Source organism: Colwellia sp. PAMC 20917, from assembly GCF_001767295.1.
Taxonomy (GTDB): Bacteria; Pseudomonadota; Gammaproteobacteria; order Enterobacterales; family Alteromonadaceae; genus Colwellia_A.
Genome location: NZ_CP014944.1, coordinates 2,357,611 through 2,382,291 on the forward strand (window position 1 = coordinate 2,357,611; position 24,681 = coordinate 2,382,291).

General features: G+C 39.0%; 20 protein-coding genes, 2 tRNA genes and 4 rRNA genes. 5 read left to right on the forward strand and 21 right to left on the reverse strand.

All coding sequences use genetic code 11. The features are described 5' to 3' along the window. Positions 1-29: 29 nt before the first annotated feature. The 4 genes from A3Q34_RS10105 to A3Q34_RS10120 form a co-directional block, all read right to left on the reverse strand. Positions 30-500 (reverse strand): c-type cytochrome, encoded by a 471-nt coding sequence (locus A3Q34_RS10105; RefSeq protein WP_070375244.1) that lies wholly within the window; start codon positions 498-500, stop codon positions 30-32. 175 nt (positions 501-675) lie between these two features. Next, complete coding sequence (locus tag A3Q34_RS10110) at positions 676-1,977, reverse strand: sensor histidine kinase (RefSeq protein ID WP_070375245.1); 1,302 nt, start codon at positions 1,975-1,977, stop codon at positions 676-678. Beyond that, on the reverse strand, positions 1,958-3,358 hold the full coding sequence (locus A3Q34_RS10115) for a sigma-54-dependent transcriptional regulator (RefSeq protein WP_070375246.1): 1,401 nt from the start codon (positions 3,356-3,358) through the stop codon (positions 1,958-1,960). The genes A3Q34_RS10110 and A3Q34_RS10115 overlap by 20 nt, the downstream gene beginning before the upstream one ends. Before the next feature lie 38 nt (positions 3,359-3,396). Further along, entirely contained in the window at positions 3,397-4,323 is a 927-nt protein-coding gene (locus tag A3Q34_RS10120; RefSeq protein WP_070375247.1) for a LysR substrate-binding domain-containing protein, read from the reverse strand. A 110-nt stretch (positions 4,324-4,433) separates the two neighbouring features. On the opposite strand from A3Q34_RS10120, the gene A3Q34_RS20510 reads away from it, so the two are divergent. Then, positions 4,434-4,598 (forward strand): hypothetical protein, encoded by a 165-nt coding sequence (locus A3Q34_RS20510; protein ID WP_157470942.1) that lies wholly within the window; start codon positions 4,434-4,436, stop codon positions 4,596-4,598. A 118-nt stretch (positions 4,599-4,716) separates the two neighbouring features. Next, entirely contained in the window at positions 4,717-5,367 is a 651-nt protein-coding gene (locus A3Q34_RS10125; RefSeq protein ID WP_070375248.1) for a thiol:disulfide interchange protein DsbA/DsbL, read from the forward strand. Between the two features lie 92 nt (positions 5,368-5,459). Here the strand turns inward: A3Q34_RS10125 and A3Q34_RS10130 are convergent, their stop codons facing one another. From A3Q34_RS10130 to A3Q34_RS10140, 3 genes are read right to left on the reverse strand one after another with little or no spacing between them, the layout of a single operon-like run. Then, a complete protein-coding gene (locus A3Q34_RS10130) occupies positions 5,460-6,713 on the reverse strand; it encodes a DEAD/DEAH box helicase (protein ID WP_070375249.1) in 1,254 nt (417 codons plus the stop codon). 4 nt (positions 6,714-6,717) lie between these two features. Then, positions 6,718-7,125: a DUF2750 domain-containing protein gene (locus A3Q34_RS10135; protein ID WP_070375250.1), complete on the reverse strand. Its 408-nt coding sequence runs from the start codon at positions 7,123-7,125 to the stop codon at positions 6,718-6,720. Between the two features lie 35 nt (positions 7,126-7,160). Beyond that, positions 7,161-7,637, reverse strand: coding sequence for an acyl-CoA thioesterase (locus tag A3Q34_RS10140; protein WP_070375251.1), 477 nt, complete (start codon positions 7,635-7,637; stop codon positions 7,161-7,163). A 166-nt stretch (positions 7,638-7,803) separates the two neighbouring features. Here A3Q34_RS10140 and A3Q34_RS10145 point away from each other — a divergent pair, with 166 nt between their 5' ends. Next, on the forward strand, positions 7,804-8,259 hold the full coding sequence (locus tag A3Q34_RS10145) for a YaiI/YqxD family protein (RefSeq protein WP_070375252.1): 456 nt from the start codon (positions 7,804-7,806) through the stop codon (positions 8,257-8,259). Positions 8,260-8,282: 23 nt separating this feature from the next. Here A3Q34_RS10145 and A3Q34_RS10150 read toward each other — a convergent pair whose 3' ends face one another. Then, positions 8,283-9,659 carry a DEAD/DEAH box helicase gene (locus tag A3Q34_RS10150; RefSeq protein WP_070375253.1) on the reverse strand — a complete coding sequence of 459 codons (1,377 nt, stop codon included), beginning with the start codon at positions 9,657-9,659 and terminating at the stop codon, positions 8,283-8,285. Positions 9,660-9,872: 213 nt separating this feature from the next. On the opposite strand from A3Q34_RS10150, the gene A3Q34_RS10155 reads away from it, so the two are divergent. Beyond that, positions 9,873-11,504: a tetratricopeptide repeat-containing response regulator gene (locus A3Q34_RS10155; protein ID WP_070375254.1), complete on the forward strand. Its 1,632-nt coding sequence runs from the start codon at positions 9,873-9,875 to the stop codon at positions 11,502-11,504. Between the two features lie 43 nt (positions 11,505-11,547). Here the strand turns inward: A3Q34_RS10155 and A3Q34_RS10160 are convergent. From A3Q34_RS10160 to A3Q34_RS10180, 5 genes are all read right to left on the reverse strand, one after another. Further along, positions 11,548-11,632: transfer RNA gene (locus A3Q34_RS10160), tRNA-Tyr, on the reverse strand. A 91-nt stretch (positions 11,633-11,723) separates the two neighbouring features. Beyond that, positions 11,724-11,838 (reverse strand): 5S ribosomal RNA (gene rrf / locus A3Q34_RS10165). Between the two features lie 147 nt (positions 11,839-11,985). Beyond that, positions 11,986-14,876: ribosomal RNA gene (locus A3Q34_RS10170) — 23S ribosomal RNA — on the reverse strand. Positions 14,877-15,298: 422 nt separating this feature from the next. Next, positions 15,299-15,374, reverse strand: a tRNA-Ala gene (locus A3Q34_RS10175). 88 nt (positions 15,375-15,462) lie between these two features. Further along, positions 15,463-17,007: ribosomal RNA gene (locus A3Q34_RS10180) — 16S ribosomal RNA — on the reverse strand. The 16S, 23S and 5S rRNA genes sit together here with 2 tRNA genes alongside, the layout of an rRNA operon. Before the next feature lie 895 nt (positions 17,008-17,902). Here A3Q34_RS10180 and A3Q34_RS10185 point away from each other — a divergent pair. Further along, positions 17,903-18,295 (forward strand): ExbD/TolR family protein, encoded by a 393-nt coding sequence (locus A3Q34_RS10185; protein ID WP_070375255.1) that lies wholly within the window; start codon positions 17,903-17,905, stop codon positions 18,293-18,295. A gap of 355 nt (positions 18,296-18,650) precedes the next feature. Here the strand turns inward: A3Q34_RS10185 and A3Q34_RS10190 are convergent, their stop codons facing one another. The 8 genes from A3Q34_RS10190 to rrf (A3Q34_RS10225) form a co-directional block, all read right to left on the reverse strand. Beyond that, positions 18,651-19,295, reverse strand: a complete 645-nt coding sequence (locus A3Q34_RS10190) for an NAD(P)H-binding protein (protein WP_070375256.1) — start codon at positions 19,293-19,295, stop codon at positions 18,651-18,653. A gap of 331 nt (positions 19,296-19,626) precedes the next feature. Further along, entirely contained in the window at positions 19,627-19,920 is a 294-nt protein-coding gene (locus A3Q34_RS10195; RefSeq protein ID WP_070375257.1) for a hypothetical protein, read from the reverse strand. A 90-nt stretch (positions 19,921-20,010) separates the two neighbouring features. Continuing rightward, complete coding sequence (locus A3Q34_RS10200; RefSeq protein ID WP_070375258.1) at positions 20,011-20,244, reverse strand: hypothetical protein; 234 nt, start codon at positions 20,242-20,244, stop codon at positions 20,011-20,013. Positions 20,245-20,359: 115 nt separating this feature from the next. Next, on the reverse strand, positions 20,360-20,938 hold the full coding sequence (locus A3Q34_RS10205; protein ID WP_070375259.1) for a hypothetical protein: 579 nt from the start codon (positions 20,936-20,938) through the stop codon (positions 20,360-20,362). 117 nt (positions 20,939-21,055) lie between these two features. Continuing rightward, positions 21,056-21,517, reverse strand: coding sequence for a DUF2846 domain-containing protein (locus A3Q34_RS10210; RefSeq protein WP_070375260.1), 462 nt, complete (start codon positions 21,515-21,517; stop codon positions 21,056-21,058). Between the two features lie 126 nt (positions 21,518-21,643). After that, positions 21,644-22,153 carry a DUF6265 family protein gene (locus tag A3Q34_RS10215; protein WP_197517576.1) on the reverse strand — a complete coding sequence of 170 codons (510 nt, stop codon included), beginning with the start codon at positions 22,151-22,153 and terminating at the stop codon, positions 21,644-21,646. A 267-nt stretch (positions 22,154-22,420) separates the two neighbouring features. Further along, entirely contained in the window at positions 22,421-22,939 is a 519-nt protein-coding gene (locus A3Q34_RS10220; protein WP_070375261.1) for a DUF1697 domain-containing protein, read from the reverse strand. Between the two features lie 1,511 nt (positions 22,940-24,450). Then, positions 24,451-24,565, reverse strand: a 5S ribosomal RNA gene (gene rrf / locus A3Q34_RS10225). Between the last annotated feature and the right edge of the window lie 116 nt (positions 24,566-24,681).

Consider the following 24,681-nt stretch of genomic DNA (forward strand, 5'->3'; position numbering starts at 1 on the left):
AAGTCGTTTAAATGGTGACGGGTTAAGCACTATTCTGCTTTAAAGTCATCATGGCAGCCGCCACAGGTTTTACCTACACCACCAATCGCTTTTTTAATAAGACTTACATCTCCACTTAAAGCTGCTTTTTGCAAATTAGCCGATGCTTGTGTTAAGTCATCAATACGTTTTGAAAATGCATCTGGTTGTTCCCAAATTTTGTCGAGTGCTTCAGTCTTCACTTTATGTGCCGAAGTGTTCGTGCGGGTGTAGTCTGCAATCATCAGTGATAATTGATTAATACGTAAAGCATGCGTTGATACTTTTTCCGCGTCAAATTCAATTTTTCCTTTAGCCATGCCGCCTAAAGGACCCATGTTGCTGCCCAATAAACTAAATATTGATTGGCGTAAGTCAGTCGCTTTTTCTGCATGTTTTAAAGAGCTTGCTGAGTTAGCGATTGCACCTGTAGCTAATACAGTAAAAATACTCGCGGCTACTACTTTTGTAAATAATTTCATTTTATTTATTGTCCTTATGGTAATTTTTATCACTATAGCAAAACTTCTCTATTAAATAACAATAAATATTTTTCCAAATCAACCTGTTGTTACAAACAGTTTTATCGGGTTAACTTACTCAAACAAACAAAGGTTCATTTTCGAACTAACACCTAGTTCATAAATGAACCCGCCGCTAGCCCTTATCAATACTGGGTTTAGGGAGAATCATCATTACGGTAACTCCTTTTTGCTGTTGAACACTCTCGTTATTATTATGCAGTTCCATTACCCCATGATGCTGTTCAATGATATTACGACAAAAACTTAACCCTATTCCTTGCCCTTGTGGTTTAGTTGAATAGAGCGGAACAAATAAGTTGTTCATGTTAGAGAAACCATGGCCATCGTCGGTAATATCAATAATGTAATATTGATCTTCTAAAGTAAGGCTAACCGCTATTTCAGTGGCGCCTGCCTCTTTAGCATTTTTAAATAAGTTAATAAAAATTTGTTCTATAAATTCGCCATCTGCCCAAAATTCATTAACACGCGCGTTGAGGGTAATGTTTATATCGGAGAACAAACCCGAAACAGACTTAATAACGTGCTCTACAGACAACCACTGGCAATTTATTTGTAGCTTTTGTGATAACGACGAGTAACGGTTCACAAAAGATTGTAAATGCAAACAACGCTCGGTAATAACACCAAGCACCATTTTGTCTCGTTCATTGCTTGCTTTATCTGCTAGCGTCTCTGCCATTGAAGATACCGGTGTTAATGAATTACGGATCTCATGACCGAGTACGCGAATGATTTGCTGCCAGGCATTTAATTGGCTTTCTCGTAATGCGGGTTCAATATCAATAAAAAGCAGCAGTTGATGATTTTCACCATCATCTATAAATTCACTGTGACGTATTTGCCAGCGATTTTTTTTCGCTTGGTCTATGAACTTCCAGTGTCCGTCATTGTAATGTAAGCCCAATAAATCGGCAGTGGCGTGACGAAACATTTGCCATGGTTGCTTAAACAGATAATAAAAAGCTTCGTTACCAAGTGTAAGTTGTTGTTTTTGATTAAATATTAAAACTGGTGTATCTAACTGTGAGATCAATTGATAAACCAGAAAAGCCTGCTGATCATAATGAGACTTTTGTGTTTGTAACTTTTCACTCAGTTTTTTCAATTGCTGATGAAATTCGCTAACCTTACCCTTTGGGAAAGTTGATTTTCCAAATTGGTTATAATCTTCCTGAGTAATGGCATCTAAATGTAAAGAAGCACGGGTAAAAGATCGCATCACGCGCTGCTTTATTGACAAAGTAAAGCCAAAACAAATCGTAAAAAGCACTAATTCAATAATAACAATCCACTGCCACTTTATCGTTAAAAGCCATGAAATATAACCACTTAACAACAAAATGACAGTACAGAGTATGCCAAGTTTTTGTTGTATATAGCTTTCTAGAGAATTAGTTTTTAGCAAGGCCATATTTCTCCACACGTCGATACATCGACGCTTTTGTTAAACCCAGTAATAACGCCGCTTGAGGTATATTTCCTGCGCTTTGTTTGAGCGCTAATTTAACCATAGCAACTTCCGCTTCAGCCAATGTCATTAATGGTAATTGATTACTCGGCTCATTATTTTGAAACGCATTGTTGGCTAAGTTTTCGACTGCCCCCGCAGGACTGACATTTCTAATGTGCAAATCTTCTGCCAATAACTGTTCATGTTCAGCTAACAAGACTGCTCGTTCAACTAAGTGGCTCATTTCCCTCACATTTCCTGGCCAATGGTAATCAAGCATAGCTTGCTGTGCACCATGCGATATAGAGCGAGCAGGCCGTTGATATTTTTTAGTGAATTTATCAACAAAGAATTGCGCTAACAATAAAATATCTTCCGTGCGTTCTTTTAACGACGGTACTCTAAATTCAATCGTATTAAGACGGTAATATAAATCTTCTCTAAATAACTCAGTACTTAGTAACTGAGTAAAGTCACCATTAGTAGCTGATATTATGCGAGTATTTGTTTTTTGTGTCAGGCTTGACCCAAGGGTTTCGTATTCTCCATTTTCTAATACACGTAGTAGTTTAGCTTGTTGGGAAAGTGGAATATTGGCGATTTCATCCAAAAATAAAGTGCCATTTTCTGCGAGTTCAAAACGCCCAATACGGTTTTGTTTGGCATCAGTAAAAGCGCCTTTTTTATGGCCAAACATCTCGCTTTCAAACAGTGACTCGCTGATAGCACCCATATTTACGGAAATAAAAGCTTCGTTATTACGCGGTGATCCTTGATGAATAAAACGAGCAAGTTCGCTTTTACCTGTGCCATTATCACCGGTTAATAAAATACTGACATCGGTATGTGCCACCGCTTTTACTTTTTTCAACAATTGCATCATAACGGGTGATTGCCAGACATAATCGTCACAATTTTCATTGATAAGTTGTTGTTTTAATTTTTTATTTTGACTTGAAAGGTTTAAAAGATTGAGCTGCTGCGCCACAGTATGCAATAAGTGTTTATTACGCCAAGGCTTTTCAATAAAGTCGTTAGCACCTAAGTTCATTGCTTTTACGACTAGGTCGGTGTTCGACCAAGCGGTCATTGCTATTGTAGGTGTATGTCCAAATGAAGAGTTTTGTAACCAGGTAAGAAAAGCTAAACCTTCTTCACCAGACGTTGTGTCTAATTGATAGTTCATATCAAGCAATATCAAAGATATAGCATGGTTTTTTAATTTCACTTGTGCAATTTGAGGGTTGTCGGCTTCAATAACGGTGTAGTGATGATCTTCTAACAATACCGCTAAACTTAGACGGATATCCGGACGGTCATCAATAACTAAAATACAGGGCATCTACTGATATTCCTTAGATAAATGTAACGAAAGCAAAATTATCTTAATAATACTTTCGGTGCTGAGCTTGCCATCTCGGCGCGCACCCAGTCAATAAAAACCTGAATACGTTTGCGCTTGGCTGAATTGGGGTCGTAAGCCAAATAGCGTTTCCAAATCACTGGATGCTTAATTTTAAAAGGCACAACTAATTGCTTAGTATGAATGTATTGTGAAAACATTGCACTGGCAGCAAGTGTAACGCCATGACCACTTAATACCGCATTTAAGGCCATGTCGCTCGAGGTAACTTCTGTTTTCTTAGTCATGTTTTCAAAGCCTTTGACGCCTGCATGTTCAAACCATTTATCCCAAGTAACTACCTGGTCATTAGCTAAGCTAACTAAGGTGCAGTCTAGGAGGTCTTTGGGGCTTTGAAGCCACATATGTTGTAATAACTTGGGGGAGCAAACGGGATAAACAACGTCTTCACCAAAATCTTCCATGACGAGATTGTCAGCGTTGGACACTTGTTTTTTAACACCAAAGCGTATTGCCAAATCTATATGTTTTTGTTGTAAATCTTCTTTCTGATTTGAACCTAATATGCGTACATTAACATCAGGGTGTACTTGAGAAAATTTATATAAACGAGGCATTAACCATAAAGAACAAAATGCTTGTGTTGACGTAATCGTTAAATCGCCAGCAATACCTTCTTGTTGAATACTGTTAAGCCCTTTTATTAATGTGTTAAGCGCTTGATGTGCCGACTCATACAAAGTCTCACCGCTTGGCGTTAACAACATTTTACGGCCGGTACGAACGAATAACTTTACGGATAAAACGTTTTCCAATTGCCGCATTTGTTGGCTAACCGCCGCTTGAGAAACAAACAACTCCTCTGCCGCTTGACTATAACTTTTATGTCGAGCAGCACTTTCAAAGGTACGCATTGCATTTAAATACTTGAGTCGTTGATCCATATTTACTTATTAGCCATAAGTTTTACTTATATTAAGTGTAAGTTTATATCGTTTGTTTGTCATTTTTTGTTTTGACAAAATAGTCTTAAGCAGATAAATAAGGATAGATAATGGAAAAGCCAACAAAAACATTAACCACTGATAATAAAGAAATAAATAAACCATTTATTAATGACAACAGTAATATATTAAAAAATAAAACAGCTACAATTCAACGACGTTTAGCTATTATTTCAAATAATTTAAACTTATGTCTTTTGATTAATTTTAAATAATGACTTTCTATAAAAAATTTTCGTAATAAACTTTTACATTTTACGATGAACCGACGCTTTTTACTTTGGTCTATACTCGCAACAATAACAATTAATAAATGATTCTCTGAGGATAACCATGAAAGCTCTTAAAACACTATTTGGCGGATTCATCGCCTTGACATTATTCGCTACGACAGCGGTTGCAGCACAAGACAGTAAATTTGAAGAAGGTAAGCACTATACGGTTATATCTGAACAAACGACCAACAAACCTGAGCTGCGTGAATACTTCTCTTATTACTGTCCTGCGTGTCGCGCTTATGAACCCTATTTAAATGAATTCGAAAAGGTATTGCCCAAAGGGGTGAAGCTGGAAAAAACGCACGTGGACTTTATGCAACAAACTGGGCCAGAAATTCAGTTTATGCTAAGTAAAGCCCTTATTATTGCCGAGAAAACGGCTGTTGCTAAAAAATTCTCTCCTGCCATTTTTAACTATTTACAGACCGAGCGTGCAACGATAAATAGTGAAGAAGATATTCGTAACATTTTTGTATTGAGTGGCGGAGATGGTGCTAAATTTGATAAAGGCATGAAAAACTTTAGCATTATTAGTGAAGCTAAGCGTAATAAGCAGACTCAGGATAAGTTATCAGCGGCTCGTCAATTAACCGGTGTTCCGACTATGGTAGTTAATGGTAAATATTTGATAAATTCTAAAGCCCTTGATGATAAAAACTTTTTCGCTGACTACACCGCATTAGTCGCGCACCTCTTTACCTTGTAATATGTAAAAGAAGACCTAGAGAATATTCACTGCAAATTAAGAATCTATTGTTTAGAAACTCAATTGCAGTGATATGGCGTTTAATACGCTAACTATCTTCTGGTGTATTTATTTTTGGGTCCTGAACGTTTTTTAGCATCACTATGCTCACCTAACGCTTTTTTTCTATCGCGCTGTTTTTGGCCACCTTTACGGGCGGGCTTTTCTGTTTTTGTTAAGTCAGGTTCATAACCAGGATACCATTGCTGCAATAAGCGCGTATCGAGTACCTTTTCAACCGCTTCTAATAACCATTCTTCGCTAGGGCTCATCAACGAAACAGCTACCCCTTCATTACCTGCTCGACCCGTTCTTCCTATTCTATGGATATAATCTTCAGCAATATAAGGGAGTTCGTAGTTAATGACATAGTTTAAGTTTGCAATATCTAAACCACGAGAAGCAACATCTGTGGCTACTAAGGCACGGGTTTTTCCTTCTTTAAATTCTGCTAAGGCTTTTTCTCTTGCGCCTTGAGATTTGTCGCCATGAATCGATTGCGTTTTAATACCGTCTTTACACATTTCTTTCGCTAATGCGTCGGCAGTTACCTTAGTACGGGTGAAAATAAGGACTTGTTTCCAATTCTTTGAACCGATTAAAAATGAGGTTAATTCACGCTTTCGATCACTATCAACGGTATAAAGAATTTGTTCTACTTTTGCCGCCGCAGCATTTCGCTCACTGACTTCAATTAACTCAGGATCGGTTAATAAGTTTTTACTCAGTTTAAAAATTGCATCGTCGAAAGTTGCTGAAAACAAAAGGGTTTGGCGCTTAAGTGGTACCCGATTTAAGATACGGTCTATCTCATCTTTAAAGCCCATATCTAACATACGGTCAGCTTCATCAAAAACTAAAAATTCCAGTTCCGTTAACGCTAAAGAGCCATTAATAATATGGTCAAGTAATCGTCCGGGGGTTGCCACTAAAACATCCACACCTTTGTTTAATGCAGTGATTTGTGGGTTAATACTGACACCACCGTAAGCAACGGCAATATTGAGTTCTGTGTTTTCAGCATAACTAACAAAACTTTTATAGACTTGTTGAGCAAGTTCACGTGTAGGCGTTAACACTAAAGCTCGAACAGGACGATTTTCAGGAAGTGTTGCCATTAACTTTTGTAAAATAGGTAAAGCAAAGGCCGCTGTTTTTCCTGTTCCTGTTTGCGCTCCAGCCATAATATCTTTTCCAGCTAAGATCGCAGGAATAGCTTTTAACTGAATAGGGGTGGCCTCATCATAACCAAGTGCTTTTACAGCGTTGGTTAGGCTCTTATCTAATGCTAAAGAAGTAAAACTCATGTAATTAACGCTGACCTTTGGCTGATTGATTTTTTTGTTTGTTTTTTAGTTCTTGTTCAAGCTCATCTGGGTAAAAAACTAACCCTTGCTCATTTTGACTAGGAAACACCACTAAGGCTAATTCATCGTCTGCCAAACCATGCGACCAGTGACTAAACCATTTACTTAATGAAATAGCTTCTGGCTGACATTCTTGCCATTCATCTGTGGCCCAAGCCTGGGCAAATTCTTTATTTGGCCAGACAGGTACGCAATCTTCATCTTCGGTATTAAGCATCACACAGCCGTGCTCGTCTTTTAATATCCAAATTTCATTATTTACGACAACTTCTTTCAGAAAGTAATTGGCTCGTTGAGCATCATCGTAATTTAAAACAAGTTTGATTTGTTGTTCGTCTAGAGCTTGCACTATAAAATATTCCTATCAGATTTGTATTAGGTTACATACTATTCTACAAAGATTTGCATTTCTTCGCCGATGAGTTTACGCATTTCCATTAATTTTATCGCTGACTCATTTTGTTTAATATCTTCTGGCGACTCAGGGATCCATTTAGGGATTTTTTCTGACTTACCGTTTTCGTCAACAGCCACCATAATAACAATACAATGGGTTGTTAATGTGCGATTAAGTAACTTTGGATCACAGGCATTTACTTCTAACGCGATATGCATTGATGAATTGCCGGTATAAATGACTTTAGCCTCTACTTCAACTAAGCTGCCAACATGAATTGGGGCAATAAAACGTATCCCGCCTGCATAAGCCGTTACACAATAACGACCACTCCAACCGGCTGAACATGCATAAGCGGCTAAATCGATCCATTTCATTACGGCACCACCGTGAACTTTACCACCAAAATTTACATCTTGTGGTTCAGCTAGAAATCTTAGGGTAATATCTCTTTGTGGTTTGTTCATTGGTTAACTCTCTTGTTAAATATTTTTATCGTACTAAGCAGGTATCGTTCCAGCTTGGTATATATATTATTATCTGAAATCTATTAGGTATAACAGCAATCATCAGATTAAAATAGCAATAGTTTGCACCTAACGAGTGCAAAAAATAAATGTAATAAGGAATATAATGAAAATTTGGGTCGATGCCGACGCTTGTCCAACCGTTATTAAAGAAATATTATTTCGTGCTGCTGAACGTGCAAAGATTGAAACAATCTTAGTCGCTAATCATTTCATTAAAACGCCACCCTCAAAATTTATTTCTTTTATACAGGTTAATGCTGGTTTTGATGTTGCCGATGATGAAATAGTTAAGCGTTCAGCAAAGCATGATTTAGTGATCACAGCAGATATTCCCTTAGCAGCAGAAGCTGTAGAGAAAGGCTGTTTAGCCCTAAACCCTCGTGGCGAACTTTATACCGAGAGTAACATCAGGCAAAGACTCAACATGCGTGACTTTATGGATACTTTACGTTCTAGCGGTATTCAAACTGGCGGTGCACCCCCGATCAGTCAAGCTGACAGACAGGCATTTGCAAATAACCTAGATCAACTATTAGCAAAATTAAATAAGGCTCATTAAGAGCCCTAATTTAATTTTCTAAACTAGCGTGACGCAGAGTATGGGTCGCTATTACTTTTTGGTGCTGTACTTGCTGGGTTTTTACGACGACCACCTGCATTCGAATCTTTATTCGCGTTACTGTCATTTCTATGACGAGGATTTTTACTTTGCGGCTTATGACCTCGTGCATTATCGGCAGAACGTTGTCCGTCATGATGTTCAGTTTTTGCTTTTTTAGGCTTATTTGCTTTTAAAGGTCTTAAAGGACGTGATTCTAATAAAAAATTAAAAGGTTCAAATCCTGGCACTATTTCACGAGGTATATGGGTTTGAATTAAATGCTCTACATCGTTTAATAAATCAATTTCTTCTGAACAGACTAATGAAACCGCTTTACCACTTGCACCCGCTCGACCAGTTCTACCGATTCTATGAACATAATCTTCTGCAACGTTAGGTAATTCAAAGTTAACAACTTGTGGTAACTGGTCAATATCAATACCGCGCGCTGCAATATCGGTAGCAACTAAAACATTCACTGTACCATCTTTAAAGTTAGCTAATGCTTTAGTTCTAGCTCCTTGGCTTTTATTACCATGAATAGCCGCTGCTCTTATACCTTCAGCCTCTAATTGTTTGGTTAACTTATTTGCTCCATGTTTAGTTTTCATAAACACTAAGACCTGTGGCCATTCATTATCTTTAATGAGTGCTGTTAACAAGGCTGGCTTTTTCTTTTTATCAACAGGATAAATTACCTGTTCAACTTTTTCAGCGGTGGTATTTCGTGGGCTAACAGAGATCTCAACAGGATTATTTACTAACCCTCGCGCAAGATCACGGATATCTTCTGAAAAGGTTGCAGAGAATAAAAGATTCTGACGTTGCTTAGGTAAGACCGATAATACCTTTTTAATATCGCGAAGAAAGCCCATATCTAACATACGGTCCGCTTCATCTAACACTAGTATTTCAAGTTGCTTAAAGCTGACTGCTTTTTGATTATATAAATCAAGCAATCTTCCTGGTGTTGCCACCAATATATCGACACCTTGGCGAAGGCGCATCATTTGTGGATTAATTTTCACACCACCAAAGACCACTGTCGCAGTTAAAGGTAAGTACTTACCGTACATTTCAACATTTTCATATATCTGTGCCGCTAACTCTCGTGTTGGCGTTAAGATTAGTGTCCGTACTTGATTAGCCTGTGGCTTGTTGCCACCTGATAAACGTTCTAATATTGGTAATGTAAACCCTGCTGTTTTACCGGTTCCCGTCTGTGCTGCTGCCATGACATCTTTCCCACTTAGTACGGCGGGAATTGCTTGTGCTTGAATTGGTGATGGTTCGGTATAACCTTTTTCAGCAATCGCTTTTTGAATCGGGGCAGATAAGCCCAACGAGGTAAAACCCATAGATAAATCTCTTTATAAAAAGTGGAAGTTAGCCAATGTACAGCGGCGTTGCAGAATACAGTATAGCTATTATAAGTGCAATTACGAGAAGGGTTATCTGCAAGCAAATAAGCTATATATCCTAATATTTAATTATTGTCAGTTGCAAAGCTAGACAAGTGGTTTTAATTCCGCTAAAAGTCTCTACAGTTAAAAGAATATTCAAGGGAGTTTATGAACAAGATTGAATACAGCAAGATGCGTTTTTTAATCGTTGAAAGTATCAGCCAATCACGTGATGCATTGAAATTATTCGCTAACACGCTTGGTGCTCTTAGTGTTGATACGAGTAACCGCGCCTCAGATGTATTAACACTATGTGAAAAAATTCAGTTTGACGTTATATTATTAGGTTATGATCTAGGTGAAGATAAAAAAAATGGTCAACATATTCTTGAAGAATTAAGGTCTAAAAAGTTTATCTCACGTCATTGCGCTATTGTTATGATAACCGCTGAGGTTTCACAAGCTATGGTGTTAGCTGCCCTCGAACATAAACCCGATGAATACCTTGCTAAGCCATATACGCTTAACGATCTTAGCATTCGATTAGCGCGATGTTTCGCTAAAAAAACAGCCATGCTTGATATATATAACGCTATGGATAACAACGACTCCCAACAAGTTATTTCATTATGCCAAGATATTATCTCCATAAATTCAATTTATAAAAATGAATGTTTAGGAATTCAATCTAGGCAATACTTTGAGTTAAAACAATTTGATAAGGCCCGAGATATTTACCAGACTTACGCTTGTTCTCCTAATTGTCAGTGGGCTGCAATTGGCCTAGGAAAGATAGCATTACTCGATCATGATTATGACTTGGCCGTTGATTGTTTTAATACGGTAATAGAAAATAATCCACTTTATTTGTCAGCTTACGATTGGCTAGCCAATACGTACCAATTAAATAAAGAACCTCTGTTAGCAGCAGCCATTTTAGAAAATGCTTTGGTTGTTTCACCCCTTTCTGTACCACGTCTAGAAAAATATGCAGACTTATGTTTAACAAATCAAAACTTTGATAAAGCAACACAAGCTTTTGCTAAAACTGAAGCGCTTGCCTTTCACTCGGTTCATAGAAAACCTGATAACACCTTACATTTTGTCGAAGCGCTACTTGAGTCCATGACAGATCTAGAACCTCAAAAATCGCGCAGACTAAGTAACAAAGCTTTTAAATTACTGACCGATATGGTCAGAGACTTTAATACCATAGAAATTAAGATTCATAGTAAATTATTAGCCGCTAGGTTGTATGATAAAATTAAAGATCCAAGGCTAGCTAAAGAAGCACTAAAAGAAGCTGAGTTGTTACTAATAAACTGTAAACATCAAATATCATCAGTAGGTACAATTGCAATAGCCAAATCACTCATGGCTATGGGAAAGAAGTCTTATGCTGATAACCTACTAACTGAGCTAGCTCATGTAAATCAAGATAATTCCCCAATACTGACACAAATAAACACTATTGCAGATAAGCCTTATGCAGACCATGAAAGGATTGCGGCACAAAGCGCATTAGAGTTAGGTGTTAGTCTATATAAGAAGCATAAATACAGTCTGGCGATTGATAAACTCAATGATGCACTGGTTCATTTTCCTAATCACACTGGGATTAAGTTGAATTTATTGCAAGTGTTACTTGTTTCGTTTGAAAAAGATAATGAGAGGGTTGGCGATCTAGCACAGGCTGAGATATTAATTAAAGCATTAACCTTGATCGATTCTACTAGTGAGTTTTATATTAGATTTAAAAAGTTAAGTGATAAGTATTCAGATATGATAAAAATTAGCTAAGCGCTAATATTATTAAATAGTAAGGATTTATGTTTGAATAAAGTGGTGGAGGGAGGTGGATTCGAACCACCGAAGGCTGAGCCATCAGATTTACAATCTGGTCCCTTTGGCCACTCGGGAACCCCTCCACGGGGCCGATAATTCAACTTGTTAGTTGCATTATCTTAAACAGCCGCTTAACAATACCATTTAAATGGTTATTATTAAACTTAATTAGGAGCCTAGCAATGTCCTACTCTCACATGGGAACTCCCACACTACCATCGGCGCTACTGCGTTTCACTTCTGAGTTCGGAATGGGATCAGGTGGTGCCACAGTGCTATTGTCGCTAGACAAAAAGGTTACAATCTTGAAAGCTGTTGCTCGTTAGAGCTATAAATATAAAAGCGTTTTCTTATTCAATTCATTACAGTGCGTGAAGTTATTCTTTATATGTCAGTCTTTTACAAACACTTCGCAGTAAAACTACTTGGGTGTTGTATGGTTAAGCCTCACGGGCAATTAGTATCAGTTAGCTCAAGACCTCGCAGTCCTTACACACCTGACCTATCAACGTTGTAGTCTCCAACGACCCTTTAGGGAGCTTAAAGCTCCAGTGAGAACTCATCTCAAAGCCTGCTTCCCGCTTAGATGCTTTCAGCGGTTATCAGTTCCGAACGTAGCTACCGGGCAATGCTATTGGCATAACAACCCGAACACCAGCGGTTCGTCCACTCCGGTCCTCTCGTACTAGGAGCAGCCCTCTTCAATTCTCAAACGCCCACGGCAGATAGGGACCGAACTGTCTCACGACGTTCTAAACCCAGCTCGCGTACCACTTTAAATGGCGAACAGCCATACCCTTGGGACCGACTTCAGCCCCAGGATGTGATGAGCCGACATCGAGGTGCCAAACACCGCCGTCGATATGAACTCTTGGGCGGTATCAGCCTGTTATCCCCGGAGTACCTTTTATCCGTTGAGCGATGGCCCTTCCATACAGAACCACCGGATCACTATGACCTACTTTCGTACCTGCTCGACGTGTCTGTCTCGCAGTTAAGCTGGCTTATGCCATTGCACTAACCGTATGATGTCCGACCATACTTAGCCAACCTTCGTGCTCCTCCGTTACTCTTTGGGAGGAGACCGCCCCAGTCAAACTACCCACCAGACAGTGTCCCCAAGCCCGATAAGGGCCCTAGGTTAGAACATCACGCATACAAGGGTGGTATTTCAAGGTAGACTCCACTTCATCTGGCGACAAAGTTTCATAGTCTCCCACCTATCCTACACATGTAGGAGCAATGTTCACTGTCAAGCTATAGTAAAGGTTCACGGGGTCTTTCCGTCTAGCCGCGGGTATACGGCATCTTAACCGCAAATTCAATTTCACTGAGTCTCGGGTGGAGACAGTGTGGCCATGATTACGCCATTCGTGCAGGTCGGAACTTACCCGACAAGGAATTTCGCTACCTTAGGACCGTTATAGTTACGGCCGCCGTTTACCGGGGCTTCGATCATCAGCTTCGCTTGCGCTAACCGAATCAATTAACCTTCCGGCACCGGGCAGGCGTCACACCGTATACGTCATCTTTCGATTTTGCACAGTGCTGTGTTTTTAATAAACAGTTCCAGCCACCTGGTTACTTCGACTACTCTTAGCTTACACCGCAAGGGTTTAACCGAGAGTAGCGTACCTTCTCCCGAAGTTACGGTACTATTTTGCCTAGTTCCTTCACCCGAGTTCTCTCAAGCGCCTTAGTATTCTCTACCTAACCACCTGTGTCGGTTTGGGGTACGGTTCCTATATATCTGAAGCTTAGAAGCTTTTCCTGGAAGCATGGCATCAACAGCTTCAACTCCGTAGAGTCTCGTCTCGTATCTCAGTGTTGAATGAAGACCCGGATTTACCTAAGTCAACCACCTACGTACTTTCACACGGACTACCAACGCCGTGCCTGTTTAGCCTACTCCGTCCCTCCTTCGCAATATATAGAAGTACAGAAATATTAATCTGTTTCCCATCGACTACGCGTTTCCGCCTCGCCTTAGGGGCCGACTTACCCTGCCCTGATTAACATGGGACAGGAAACCTTGGTCTTTCGGCGGGGGAGTTTTTCACTCCCCTTATCGTTACTCATGTCAGCATTCGCACTTCTGATACCTCCAGCAAGCTTTACAACTCACCTTCAACGGCTTACAGAACGCTCCCCTACCACTCATAGTAAACTATGAATCCGCAGCTTCGGTGACTAGTTTAGCCCCGTTACATCTTCCGCGCAGACCGACTCGACTAGTGAGCTATTACGCTTTCTTTAAAGGATGGCTGCTTCTAAGCCAACCTCCTAGCTGTCTATGCCTTTCCACATCGTTTCCCACTTAACTAGTACTTTGGGACCTTAGCTGGCGGTCTGGGTTGTTTCCCTCTTCACAACGGACGTTAGCACCCGCAGTGTGTCTCCCGCATATCACTCATTGGTATTCGGAGTTTGCAAAGGGTTGGTAAGTCGGGATGACCCCCTAGCCTTAACAGTGCTCTACCCCCAATGGTGTTCGTGCGAGGCTCTACCTAAATAGATTTCGGGGAGAACCAGCTATCTCCCGGCTTGATTAGCCTTTCACTCCGACCCACAAGTCATCACCGCATTTTTCAACATACGTGTGTTCGGTCCTCCAGTTGATGTTACTCAACCTTCAACCTGCCCATGGGTAGATCGCCGGGTTTCGGGTCTATACCCTGCAACTAAACGCGCAGTTAACACTCGCTTTCGCTACGGCTCCCCTAATCGGTTAACCTTGCTACAGAATATAAGTCGCTGACCCATTATACAAAAGGTACGCAGTCACCGGACTAAATCCGGCTTCCACTGCTTGTACGTATGCGGTTTCAGGTTCTATTTCACTCCCCTCACAGGGGTTCTTTTCGCCTTTCCCTCACGGTACTGGTTCACTATCGGTCAGTTAGTAGTATTTAGCCTTGGAGGATGGTCCCCCCATATTCAGACAAAGTTTCACGTGCTCCGTCCTACTCGATTTCACTCAAAGGTTGCTTTTGTGTACGGGACTATCACCCTGTATCGTTGTACTTTCCAGTACATTCCACTAGCGCCCAATAAGCTTAAGGGCTGATTCGCGTTCGCTCGCCGCTACTAACGAAATCTCGGTTGATTTCTTTTCCTCAGGGTACTTAGATGTTTCAGTTCTCCTGGTTCGCTTCATTAAGCTATGTATTCACTTAATGATACTGACTTATGTCAGTGGGTTTCCCCATTCGGAAATCATTGGCTATAACGGTTTTTATCACCTCACCAATGCTTATCGCAGATTAACACGTCCTTCATCGCCTCTAACTGCCAAGGCATCCACCACATACGCTTAGTCACTTAACCATACAACCCTAAGTAGTCTTTCGACACAAAGTACACCGTGGAGACTAATCCACAGCAATTGTAAAGTCTGACATTTTCACGCACAAATAAATGTGTCTTGAATAAGATGTTTACTCTGAGTAAGAGTAAACAAATGTTGATTAACAGCTTTCACTATTAATCGCTTTTGTAGATACTTATAAAATGTGCAAATCACAGCGCGACACCGTTCATTGCTTTATAAATATCTTATTTATATCAGCTTTCCAGATTGTTAAAGAACTCATTCTTAACGCGCATTCGGTTAAAAACGTGGTTTAAAAAACCAAATTAATATTCACTCACAAAACACTGAAACACGTTCAGCATGACGAAAGTAAACCTTAATTTGGTCTTTTCTTTAATGAAGAATCATAATGGTCTCCTATATTATAAATATAGGATGGTGGAGCTATGCAGGATCGAACTGCAGACCTCCTGCGTGCAAGGCAGGCGCTCTCCCAGCTGAGCTATAGCCCCATCGGGATTCTTCTAATTTGTTATCATGTAATTTGTGTAGACACTCGTGAAACTCAAGAGCTTCCATTAAACTGTTTTTACTTCAAGATAAGGAGGTGATCCAACCCCAGGTTCCCCTAGGGTTACCTTGTTACGACTTCACCCCAGTCATGAAACACAAAGTGGTGACCGTCCTCCCGAAGGTTAAACTAGCCACTTCTTTTGCATCCCACTCCCATGGTGTGACGGGCGGTGTGTACAAGGCCCGGGAACGTATTCACCGTAGCATTCTGATCTACGATTACTAGCGATTCCGACTTCATGGAGTCGAGTTGCAGACTCCAATCCGGACTACGACAAGCTTTGTGGGATTCGCTCCACCTCGCGGTATTGCTGCCCTCTGTACTTGCCATTGTAGCACGTGTGTAGCCCATCCCGTAAGGGCCATGATGACTTGACGTCGTCCCCACCTTCCTCCGGTTTATCACCGGCAGTCTCCTTAGAGTTCCCGCCATAACGCGCTGGCAAATAAGGATAGGGGTTGCGCTCGTTGCGGGACTTAACCCAACATTTCACAACACGAGCTGACGACAGCCATGCAGCACCTGTCTCACAGTTCCCGAAGGCACAAGTCTATCTCTAGTCTCTTCTGTGGATGTCAAGGGATGGTAAGGTTCTTCGCGTTGCATCGAATTAAACCACATGCTCCACCGCTTGTGCGGGCCCCCGTCAATTCATTTGAGTTTTAACCTTGCGGCCGTACTCCCCAGGCGGTCAACTTAATGCGTTAGCTCCGCTACCCACGGATCAAGTCCACAGACAGCTAGTTGACATCGTTTACGGCGTGGACTACCAGGGTATCTAATCCTGTTTGCTCCCCACGCTTTCGTGCCTCAGCGTCAGTATCTGTCCAGGTGGCCGCCTTCGCCACTGATGTTCCTTCCAATCTCTACGCATTTCACCGCTACACTGGAAATTCCACCACCCTCTACAGTACTCTAGTTTGCCAGTTCAAAATGCAGTTCCAAGGTTGAGCCCTGGGCTTTCACATCTTGCTTAACAAACCGCCTACGCACGCTTTACGCCCAGTAATTCCGATTAACGCTCGCACCCTCCGTATTACCGCGGCTGCTGGCACGGAGTTAGCCGGTGCTTCTTCTGTTGCTAACGTCACAGTGAGCAGCTATTAACTACCCACCTTTCCTCACAACTGAAAGTGCTTTACAACCCGAAGGCCTTCTTCACACACGCGGCATGGCTGCATCAGGCTTTCGCCCATTGTGCAATATTCCCCACTGCTGCCTCCCGTAGGAGTCTGGGCCGTGTCTCAGTCCCAGTGTGGCTGATCATCCTCTCAAACCAGCTAGAGATCGTCGCCTTGGTGAGCCATTACCTCACCAACTAGCTAATCTCACTTGGGCTAATCAAATGGCAAGAGGTTCCGAAGAATCCCCCTCTTTGGTCCGTAGACGTTATGCGGTATTAGCAGTCGTTTCCAACTGTTGTCCCCCACCATATGGCATATTCCCAAGCATTACTCACCCGTCCGCCGCTCGTCAGCAAAGTAGCAAGCTACTCTCTGTTACCGCTCGACTTGCATGTGTTAAGCCTGCCGCCAGCGTTCAATCTGAGCCATGATCAAACTCTTCAATTAAAAAATCGTTTGTGATGCTTAGCCGAAACCAAGACATCTGCTCAATGAATTCTGTCGTGTTACCAACCGAAGTCGATAACTACATAAAACGTACTAATCAAATTAATGATTAATACTTAATCTGTGTGACATCATTATTAAACTGTTTTACGTCTTTTCTTTCCTCTCGTTAGAGAATTAAGAACCGACTATGTAAAATCAATGTAATGTGAGTGTCCACACAAATTGCATGATAACTAATTGTTAAAGAACGTTAACGCTAAGAGTTAACCGAAACAAAATCTCATTCGCTTTGCTTCGTTGCTGCAGGCCTTGCCTGAAGCGAGATGCGTATTCTACGCACTCTAGTTTCGATGTCAACGTTTTATTTAATTTAATTTGAAGTTCTTTTCGAAGATTCAAACCTTATCGATAAACGTTAAGTTAACTACTTTACTCTAAAGTGATGTAGATAACTTATCAAAACAGCTCTTTCGTGGTTCGTTTTGACTGAACCCCTTGGAACTGGAGCGCATTCTAGACATTTTCTAAAAACTATCAAGCACTATTTTCATCTTTTTGTTTGTTCGAATGAAAAACAAGCAGACAGGATGATATTAAAACATATATCTACTAATAACTCCCCTACAGCTATTTATAAGCACTATAAATCTGGCCCTATTTTTACTTTAACTCATCATGTCGAAGATCAAATAGTATTCTTCAGCGTACAAATATCAATATGTTGTGCTGCATATTTAGTTAATTTACTCATCTCACCTATTAATTAGTCGTTTTGTTTTTACTTATTTACGAATAAATTCGTATCTATATTGTTTTATCGATAATTTGAACTAATGTAAAAGATATACGAAATAACTCGTAGAATATAACTAACAAGTATTGAGGTACCAGGATGAGAAGAAATAGACTTTATGAAGACCAAAAAGCTGAAGCAGATATGACACCTATGCTTGATATTGTTTTTATCCTTTTAATATTCTTTATTGTGACCACCTCATTTGTTAAAGAACAAGGTTTCTTAGTGAATAAACCCGATGGCGGCAATCCTAATCAGAATAATAATCCTATGTTACTTATAAGAGTAAATGAAAATGGTCTTGTTTCCTTAAATGGTAGAATTACAGATATTGAAAGACTACCAGCAAATATAGAAAATTATATGGCTACTAACCCAGTATCTGCTGCTGTTGTGATCCCTCACGCAAATACAAATTATGAGAATGTAGTTAAGGTTATCGATCACATAACTATGGTTGGTGGGCTTACGGTATCTATAGGAAAATAGTTTATATATGAGGGTTAGTCTTTTGATGGGCTAACCCTTTAAACTCAAGTTCCTGTTATATATGTGCTTCGATATATTATGGTCAATCATATTAGTTTGTATAACCCGCTAGTCACTAAAATGACATTTAACTCTGTTAATGCTGACAGTAATAATCAAGTACTTGGCATCTAGCTTGTGTTATTAGCTTTTACATAGACAAAGCAGACTATTAACGACAGCTAATACACTCTTATTACAAGAGACGATTAACTCATTATCCCCGGCGCTTAACCTACTCCCTACTTAATATTGTTTATTAGTAAAAAATTATTAATCTGGTAATAAGTCTACCTATGTATAATGCTGTTGATCACTAAATAAAAACTTCATCAAGACAAAAAATCTCTATTGACGGACCAAGCTCCTGGCTAGACAAGACCATTCTTGCTGCTACTTGCTCACCCGTTATCGGGCGGAAGCGTCGTAGCAAGGGTATAATGCATAAAATAGGCATGAACCAACTAGCCATTTTTTCACCTAAGCGAAATTCTGTTCGTTGACCAAGTAGTAATGACGGTTGAATAATACTAATACGTTTAAAGGGTAATTGCTTTATTCTCTGCTCCAAAAGACCTTTCATTTTTAGATACGGATTTTTACTTTGATCATTAGCCCCTGCAGAAGAAACAAGTAGGTAGTGATTAACGCCGTTGTTTACTGCTAATTGTGCTGCTTCAAACTGGTAATCAAGATCTACTCTACCTTGTTCTACGATTGAACCCGCTTGTTTAACTGTTGTACCAAGACATGAGAATAAAAAGTCCGCATCAAATAGTGTGATGTAATTATTGAGGTGTTCGAAGTCCACGACTTGATTACAAACTTTTGTCGATGCATGTGGGGAACGCCTACGAGTTAGTGTAATAATTTCACTAATATGGTCGCTGCTAACAAGTTGATCAACTATCGCTCGACCGACTAACCCGGTAGCACCTATAACTATAGCTTTTTTTGCCATTATACTCTCTCTAGTGTTATCACGGAAAATGGTTACTTTTTTACTGTGTTGAAAATATATTGGGCTGAATTAATGCAGGGATAGAGTAACACCTCGTTAAAAGGATAATCATTGTTAACTGAAACTTATGATAACCCCATACTAGCTAACCATTTATCGTCGGTCTATATTGGCTTAAAGCTTTGTTATTGGCATGGTGTCTCTGAAGTTCTTTTATATAAGTAGATAAAAGTAGTCCAACGCAATAATTATATCGGTTATGCCACCCAATTATATTAGAACGGCCGTTAGCCAACTGTATTTTGTCCCTGTTTAAATTCTGGTGATGTTTTTATACCGACGATCTCACTATTTTTAGAAAATAACCAACCATTAAAGAGACTAACAAACCAAAAAATGAAACAAGTGCAGATACGAGTAAAACTGCTACACCAATATTAGCCGTTTCGGCTGTATTTTCGTCTAAGCCTAGGTAATTAGACTGAAAAACAAAAATAAATAATAGTGATACAACAACAATGGCCAGAGTTGAATACATTGATGCTTGCCAAAATGAGTTAGGAAGTTTCCAATGAACGCCACCCGCAATTAATATAGATAATCCAGCTAGTAAATATGGGACCAATGCTCAAACCTCTCAAAAAATATAGTTGGCTAAAAGGAAAACGAAGTGAAAACAGCCAACTGTATCTTCCGTTCGAGTTATTGTTAGGGCTTATTGCTTATGAAGAGTAAACGATGTTCTTTTTGATGTTAATCGCTTTGCTGATAATATTTTATAATAACCAAGTGATATACCTGATTTTACAAATGCATAGCTTAACGTATTCCCTTTATATGGGAAAACGTCACTAATCTGATCTTGTTGCAGCTCCATATTTATTAATTCGTCATAAGAATTAAATAAAGAAGTTAAAACGTCTAAACCATCAACTTGAATAATATCCATAAATTGTGACCTTATACCCTAACGCCCTATTAAGAGACAAATGAATGTTAGCTAAAATAAACAACGAAGGAGTATATAGCCAACTGTTATTTTTCCTGCTTAATGGCTTATGCTACTAAAACTCCGTGAACTGAATATTATTAAAAAACGCATCACTATCGTTTTGTAATGTTGAATATCCAGTATCTACAAAGTAACGACTAGAGTACTCAATATTTACACCTACTGTGTTTTTTTTAGGATGTTGGCAATTATAGCCAATACTTTCAAATAACATTGAGGCTTTGCCTCCTTGAATTTTAGCATTAGTATCTTGTGATATTGAATGGTATTTAACACAAACAGCACCATTAAGTGATGAAAGGTTTTCGGTGTTTTCTTTGTTTTCAAATCGCCCCGTATTTGGGGCAGATGCTCTCGAACTAACAATATATTCTAGAAACTTTTTATCTGAATCTAAACTTGGCAATTGAAATATAGAAACATTTACAACTTGCGATTCATTTTTATTAACGCCTTTACTCCCAAGAGATGATTGATAGCCTGAAGCAGTAATAACCACCCAATCTCCATTTTGTGGAGGGAGTGTCGTTACACCATAAATGTTAATAGGGCTATTTGAATTTACAATGGGTGCGACAGTCGCACACGAAGCAAGAAATAAACTTGATAATAATACTATAATTTTAAACACTAACTTTCCTTAGTAGCATGTCGCCACATTAATAGGTTTTTAATTGTTGGCTAAAATGCCAAACGAAGCTCAACCTAACCAAAGCTTAAAAGTTCTACTTAATGGCTTATTATGAGGTTACATACTCGAATTAAGTATTTTCAAATCGCTTGCCGCTTGTTCTTTATTAACTTCAATTAATCCCACAGCCCCCGAAAATGACATTACTGTTCCCATTGATGTTGCATCTTGAAATTCTATATCGAACCTTAAGTAATATGTCTTACCTTTTTCCATATCAATATTTCCAATTACATCTCCAAAACTCCAATTATCTAGAAAAGAAGTTGAGCCTATTTTTATCTCATGTGCCCCTGGCTCTACGTGAGTTAAGACATAACCGGAATTTTTTAAAGAAAACTTTTCTTTACCATCGATAAAAATGGTTGGCCAAGTTCCCCCTTGAAAGAATTTAGATGGCCTATAAATATATAAAGAACTCTTATTTACAGCTGGATTTTCAAAACTTTTAAACCGATCTCCAGAAGCAGAACATCCACTAAAAAGTAGTGTGCATATAATTAGAAATAATACTCTCAATTTGAAAAAACCTCATAACGCCTCATTAAGAGACAAGTAATTGTTGGCTAAATAGCGACACAAGAGCAAATGCCAATGGGTATTTGTCCTGCTTAAATGATTTGTATGTGCTACAGCACCGAAGTCTCAATTAAATCTTGTATAAGAAAACTTTTCTTCGCTTGTACTTCCATTGTCTTCAATAGCAACATATATATTAATTTCGTTATCGCTAACTTTCTCAATAGTCATGCCGTTGAAGTAAACTTTATTTTCCATAACTTTTACCAATACAAAATCAATAGTTTTATCTTTCTTCTCCCATCCTTTTAAGTTTCTATGAAAATGCTTTAGTCTAAAGACAAGTGTTCCATTTTCTTCAGATATTGTTTCAATTTCATAGAATTGCACTTCATTTTCAACAACAAGCTTAAATGCCCCCATCATGCTCCCGCCAACAGCAGACGACCATACTTCTTCAATGAGACCACCAAATGCTTCCCCTCTCCAATGACCTGAAAGCCATTTCACTACACTTAAATCAGCAGCAGGTGACTGCTGTTCACCTTCTAAAAATAATATATTAGGGAATTTATCATTTGCTAAAACATCAAAACAAAATAACATAAGGAAATAAAGTGCACTTTTTTTAATCATTTTCTTGCTCCATGAGAAGTTGGATATCTGACCAAATAACACCCCATTAAGAGGTTTTAAATTGTTGACTAAAATGTGTAGCGAAGCGAAACCTAGCCAACTATTTAGTGTCTGTTTGAATCACTTGCTATTGTTACATTTGAAAGCTTCAACCAATTCATGAATAATCCTAGATAGCTAACGCCCACTTAGGCGAAAAATATAGTTGGCTAAAATTTTAAACGGAGTGAATACAGCCAACTTTATATTTTCCGTTTGAAGTTCCTGTTATGCATTTTTTAGCATAGTGCTAATTTTATTAATAGTATTTAGATTTCTACCTGTCGCACTTTGGCCTAAACAGGACTCTATATTTGCTACTAGTTTTGAACGACCTATGCCTTCAGGTGCATGTAAATAAAGGACATCTCCTTTAACTGTATACTCTTCAGAACTTGATATATATTTATTTAACTTATCTTGAACTAGGTTGATATGATTTTTACAAAAGTAAAAGTGTACAAATTTACCTTCAAAATCTTTGTATGGATTATTTAAAGCTGATGTTGAGAACACAGACTCTTCTAAAGAGAAAATCGCAGGAGCAAAGCCAAAATTTTTGGAAATAATACATTGCACTTGCTCTGTTGGATTTTTAAGGCTTTTTAAAACGATATTGCCACTTTGAATATATGATGAAACACTTTCATAGCCACTTTGTTCCAAAAGCGGGACAAGCTCTTTCATCGGCAGTATGTTATTGCCCCCAACATTGATCCCTCTGAATAATATGATGAATTTTTGCACCAAATTCCCTTAAATGTCTAACGCCTAACTAGCGGGGCGAAATTGTTGGCTAAAATAGCGAACGGAGTGAAAACAGCCAACTGTCTTTTATCCGTTTGAATGCTTTATTAGTATCAACACATTCAAAATAAGCCATTTTAACTAAATGATAATTAAGTAGAACTTAACACCATTCAATAATTTTTATCGTGTCAATACATGCCAAATCACATAAGCCCAAGACAAGAAACCGTGCAGAATTGCCCATAAGATTGACTTATTTACGCTCCATGAAATAGCAATTGAAAGAGCTGTTCCAAATGTGATTCCATACTTTACTATTTCTTTCCCTGAATTATCCATTAATGACATTCCTAGTTTGGTTATTTTTATTAAGTATTATCAATTATAAGCATAATACTATGATGCATTGATATATCAGGGAGCTGGTATTCCCCTATAAGCGTTTTAGTTCAACAGCTTATAGGGAGACTACTCACTAATGTACATCCATAAATTAAATTCATTACGCATTAATATCACATATTTTTAACAATTTAGGAACAGTGAACTTTTAAATTTCATCACTATTTGGATATTACTGAGACTTATCACTAATAACACAAGGCTAGGTCATCAGAAAATATATTATAAATATTTTAAGTTCAACAATACCGCGAAGTGATCACTACTTCTTATATTATTGAGATAGCGATCTTCTTACCACCACCTTAAATCAATGAATGATTTTGTCGTCATTTACAGTGGTGCATCAGGATGTAATTCGCTGACTAGGCAAACGCGATTATGAAGGGTTATTCTGCTAAGTTTTCAAACGACAGAAAGCAAAAAACCCGACTCTTTCGGATCGGGTTTCTGACGTGTAGGGATATACTAATGTCGCGTTGCCAAGGATGGCAAAGAGCGACCTAATTAGAAGTGGAGAATGTCCTACTCTCACATGGGCATGTCGAACATAAGTCACACTACCGTTGGCGTTATTACTCTACAGTGATAAATACTGTATTTTTTAACACCAGAAAGCAAAAAACCCGTTACGTTAGTAACGGGTTTCTGTAAATAGAAGCTTAGCAATGTCCTATTCTCACATGGGCCTGTCGAACATAAGTCACACTACCGTTGGCGCAACTACTATACAGGTATAAATGATTTATTTTTAAACGCCAGAAAGCAAAAAACCCGACTCTTTCGAATCGGGTTTCTGTAAATAGAAGCTTAGCAATGTCCTATTCTCACATGGGCATATCGAACATAAGTCACACTACCGTTGGCACTACTACTATATTAGTTATAAATCTTGTGTTTTCAAACGCCAGAAAGCAAAAAACCCGTTACGTTAGTAACGGGTTTTTCTTAATTAGAAGCCAAGCAATGTCCTATTCTCACATGGGCATGTCGAACATAAGTCACACTACTGTTTGCGCTACTGCTCTACAGGTATAAATACTGTATTTTTAAACGTCAGAAAGCAAAAAACCCGTAGCATCAGCTACGGGTTTTTCTAATTGGAAGCCTAGCAATGTCCTACTCTCACATGGGAACTCCCACACTACCATCGGCGCTACTGCGTTTCACTTCTGAGTTCGGAATGGGATCAGGTGGTGCCACAGTGCTATTGTCGCTAGACAAAAAGGTTACAATCTTGAAAGCTGTTGCTCGCTAGAGCCATAAATATAAAAGCGTTTTCTTATTCAATTCATTACAGTGCGTGAAGTTATTCTATATATGTCAGTCTTTTACAA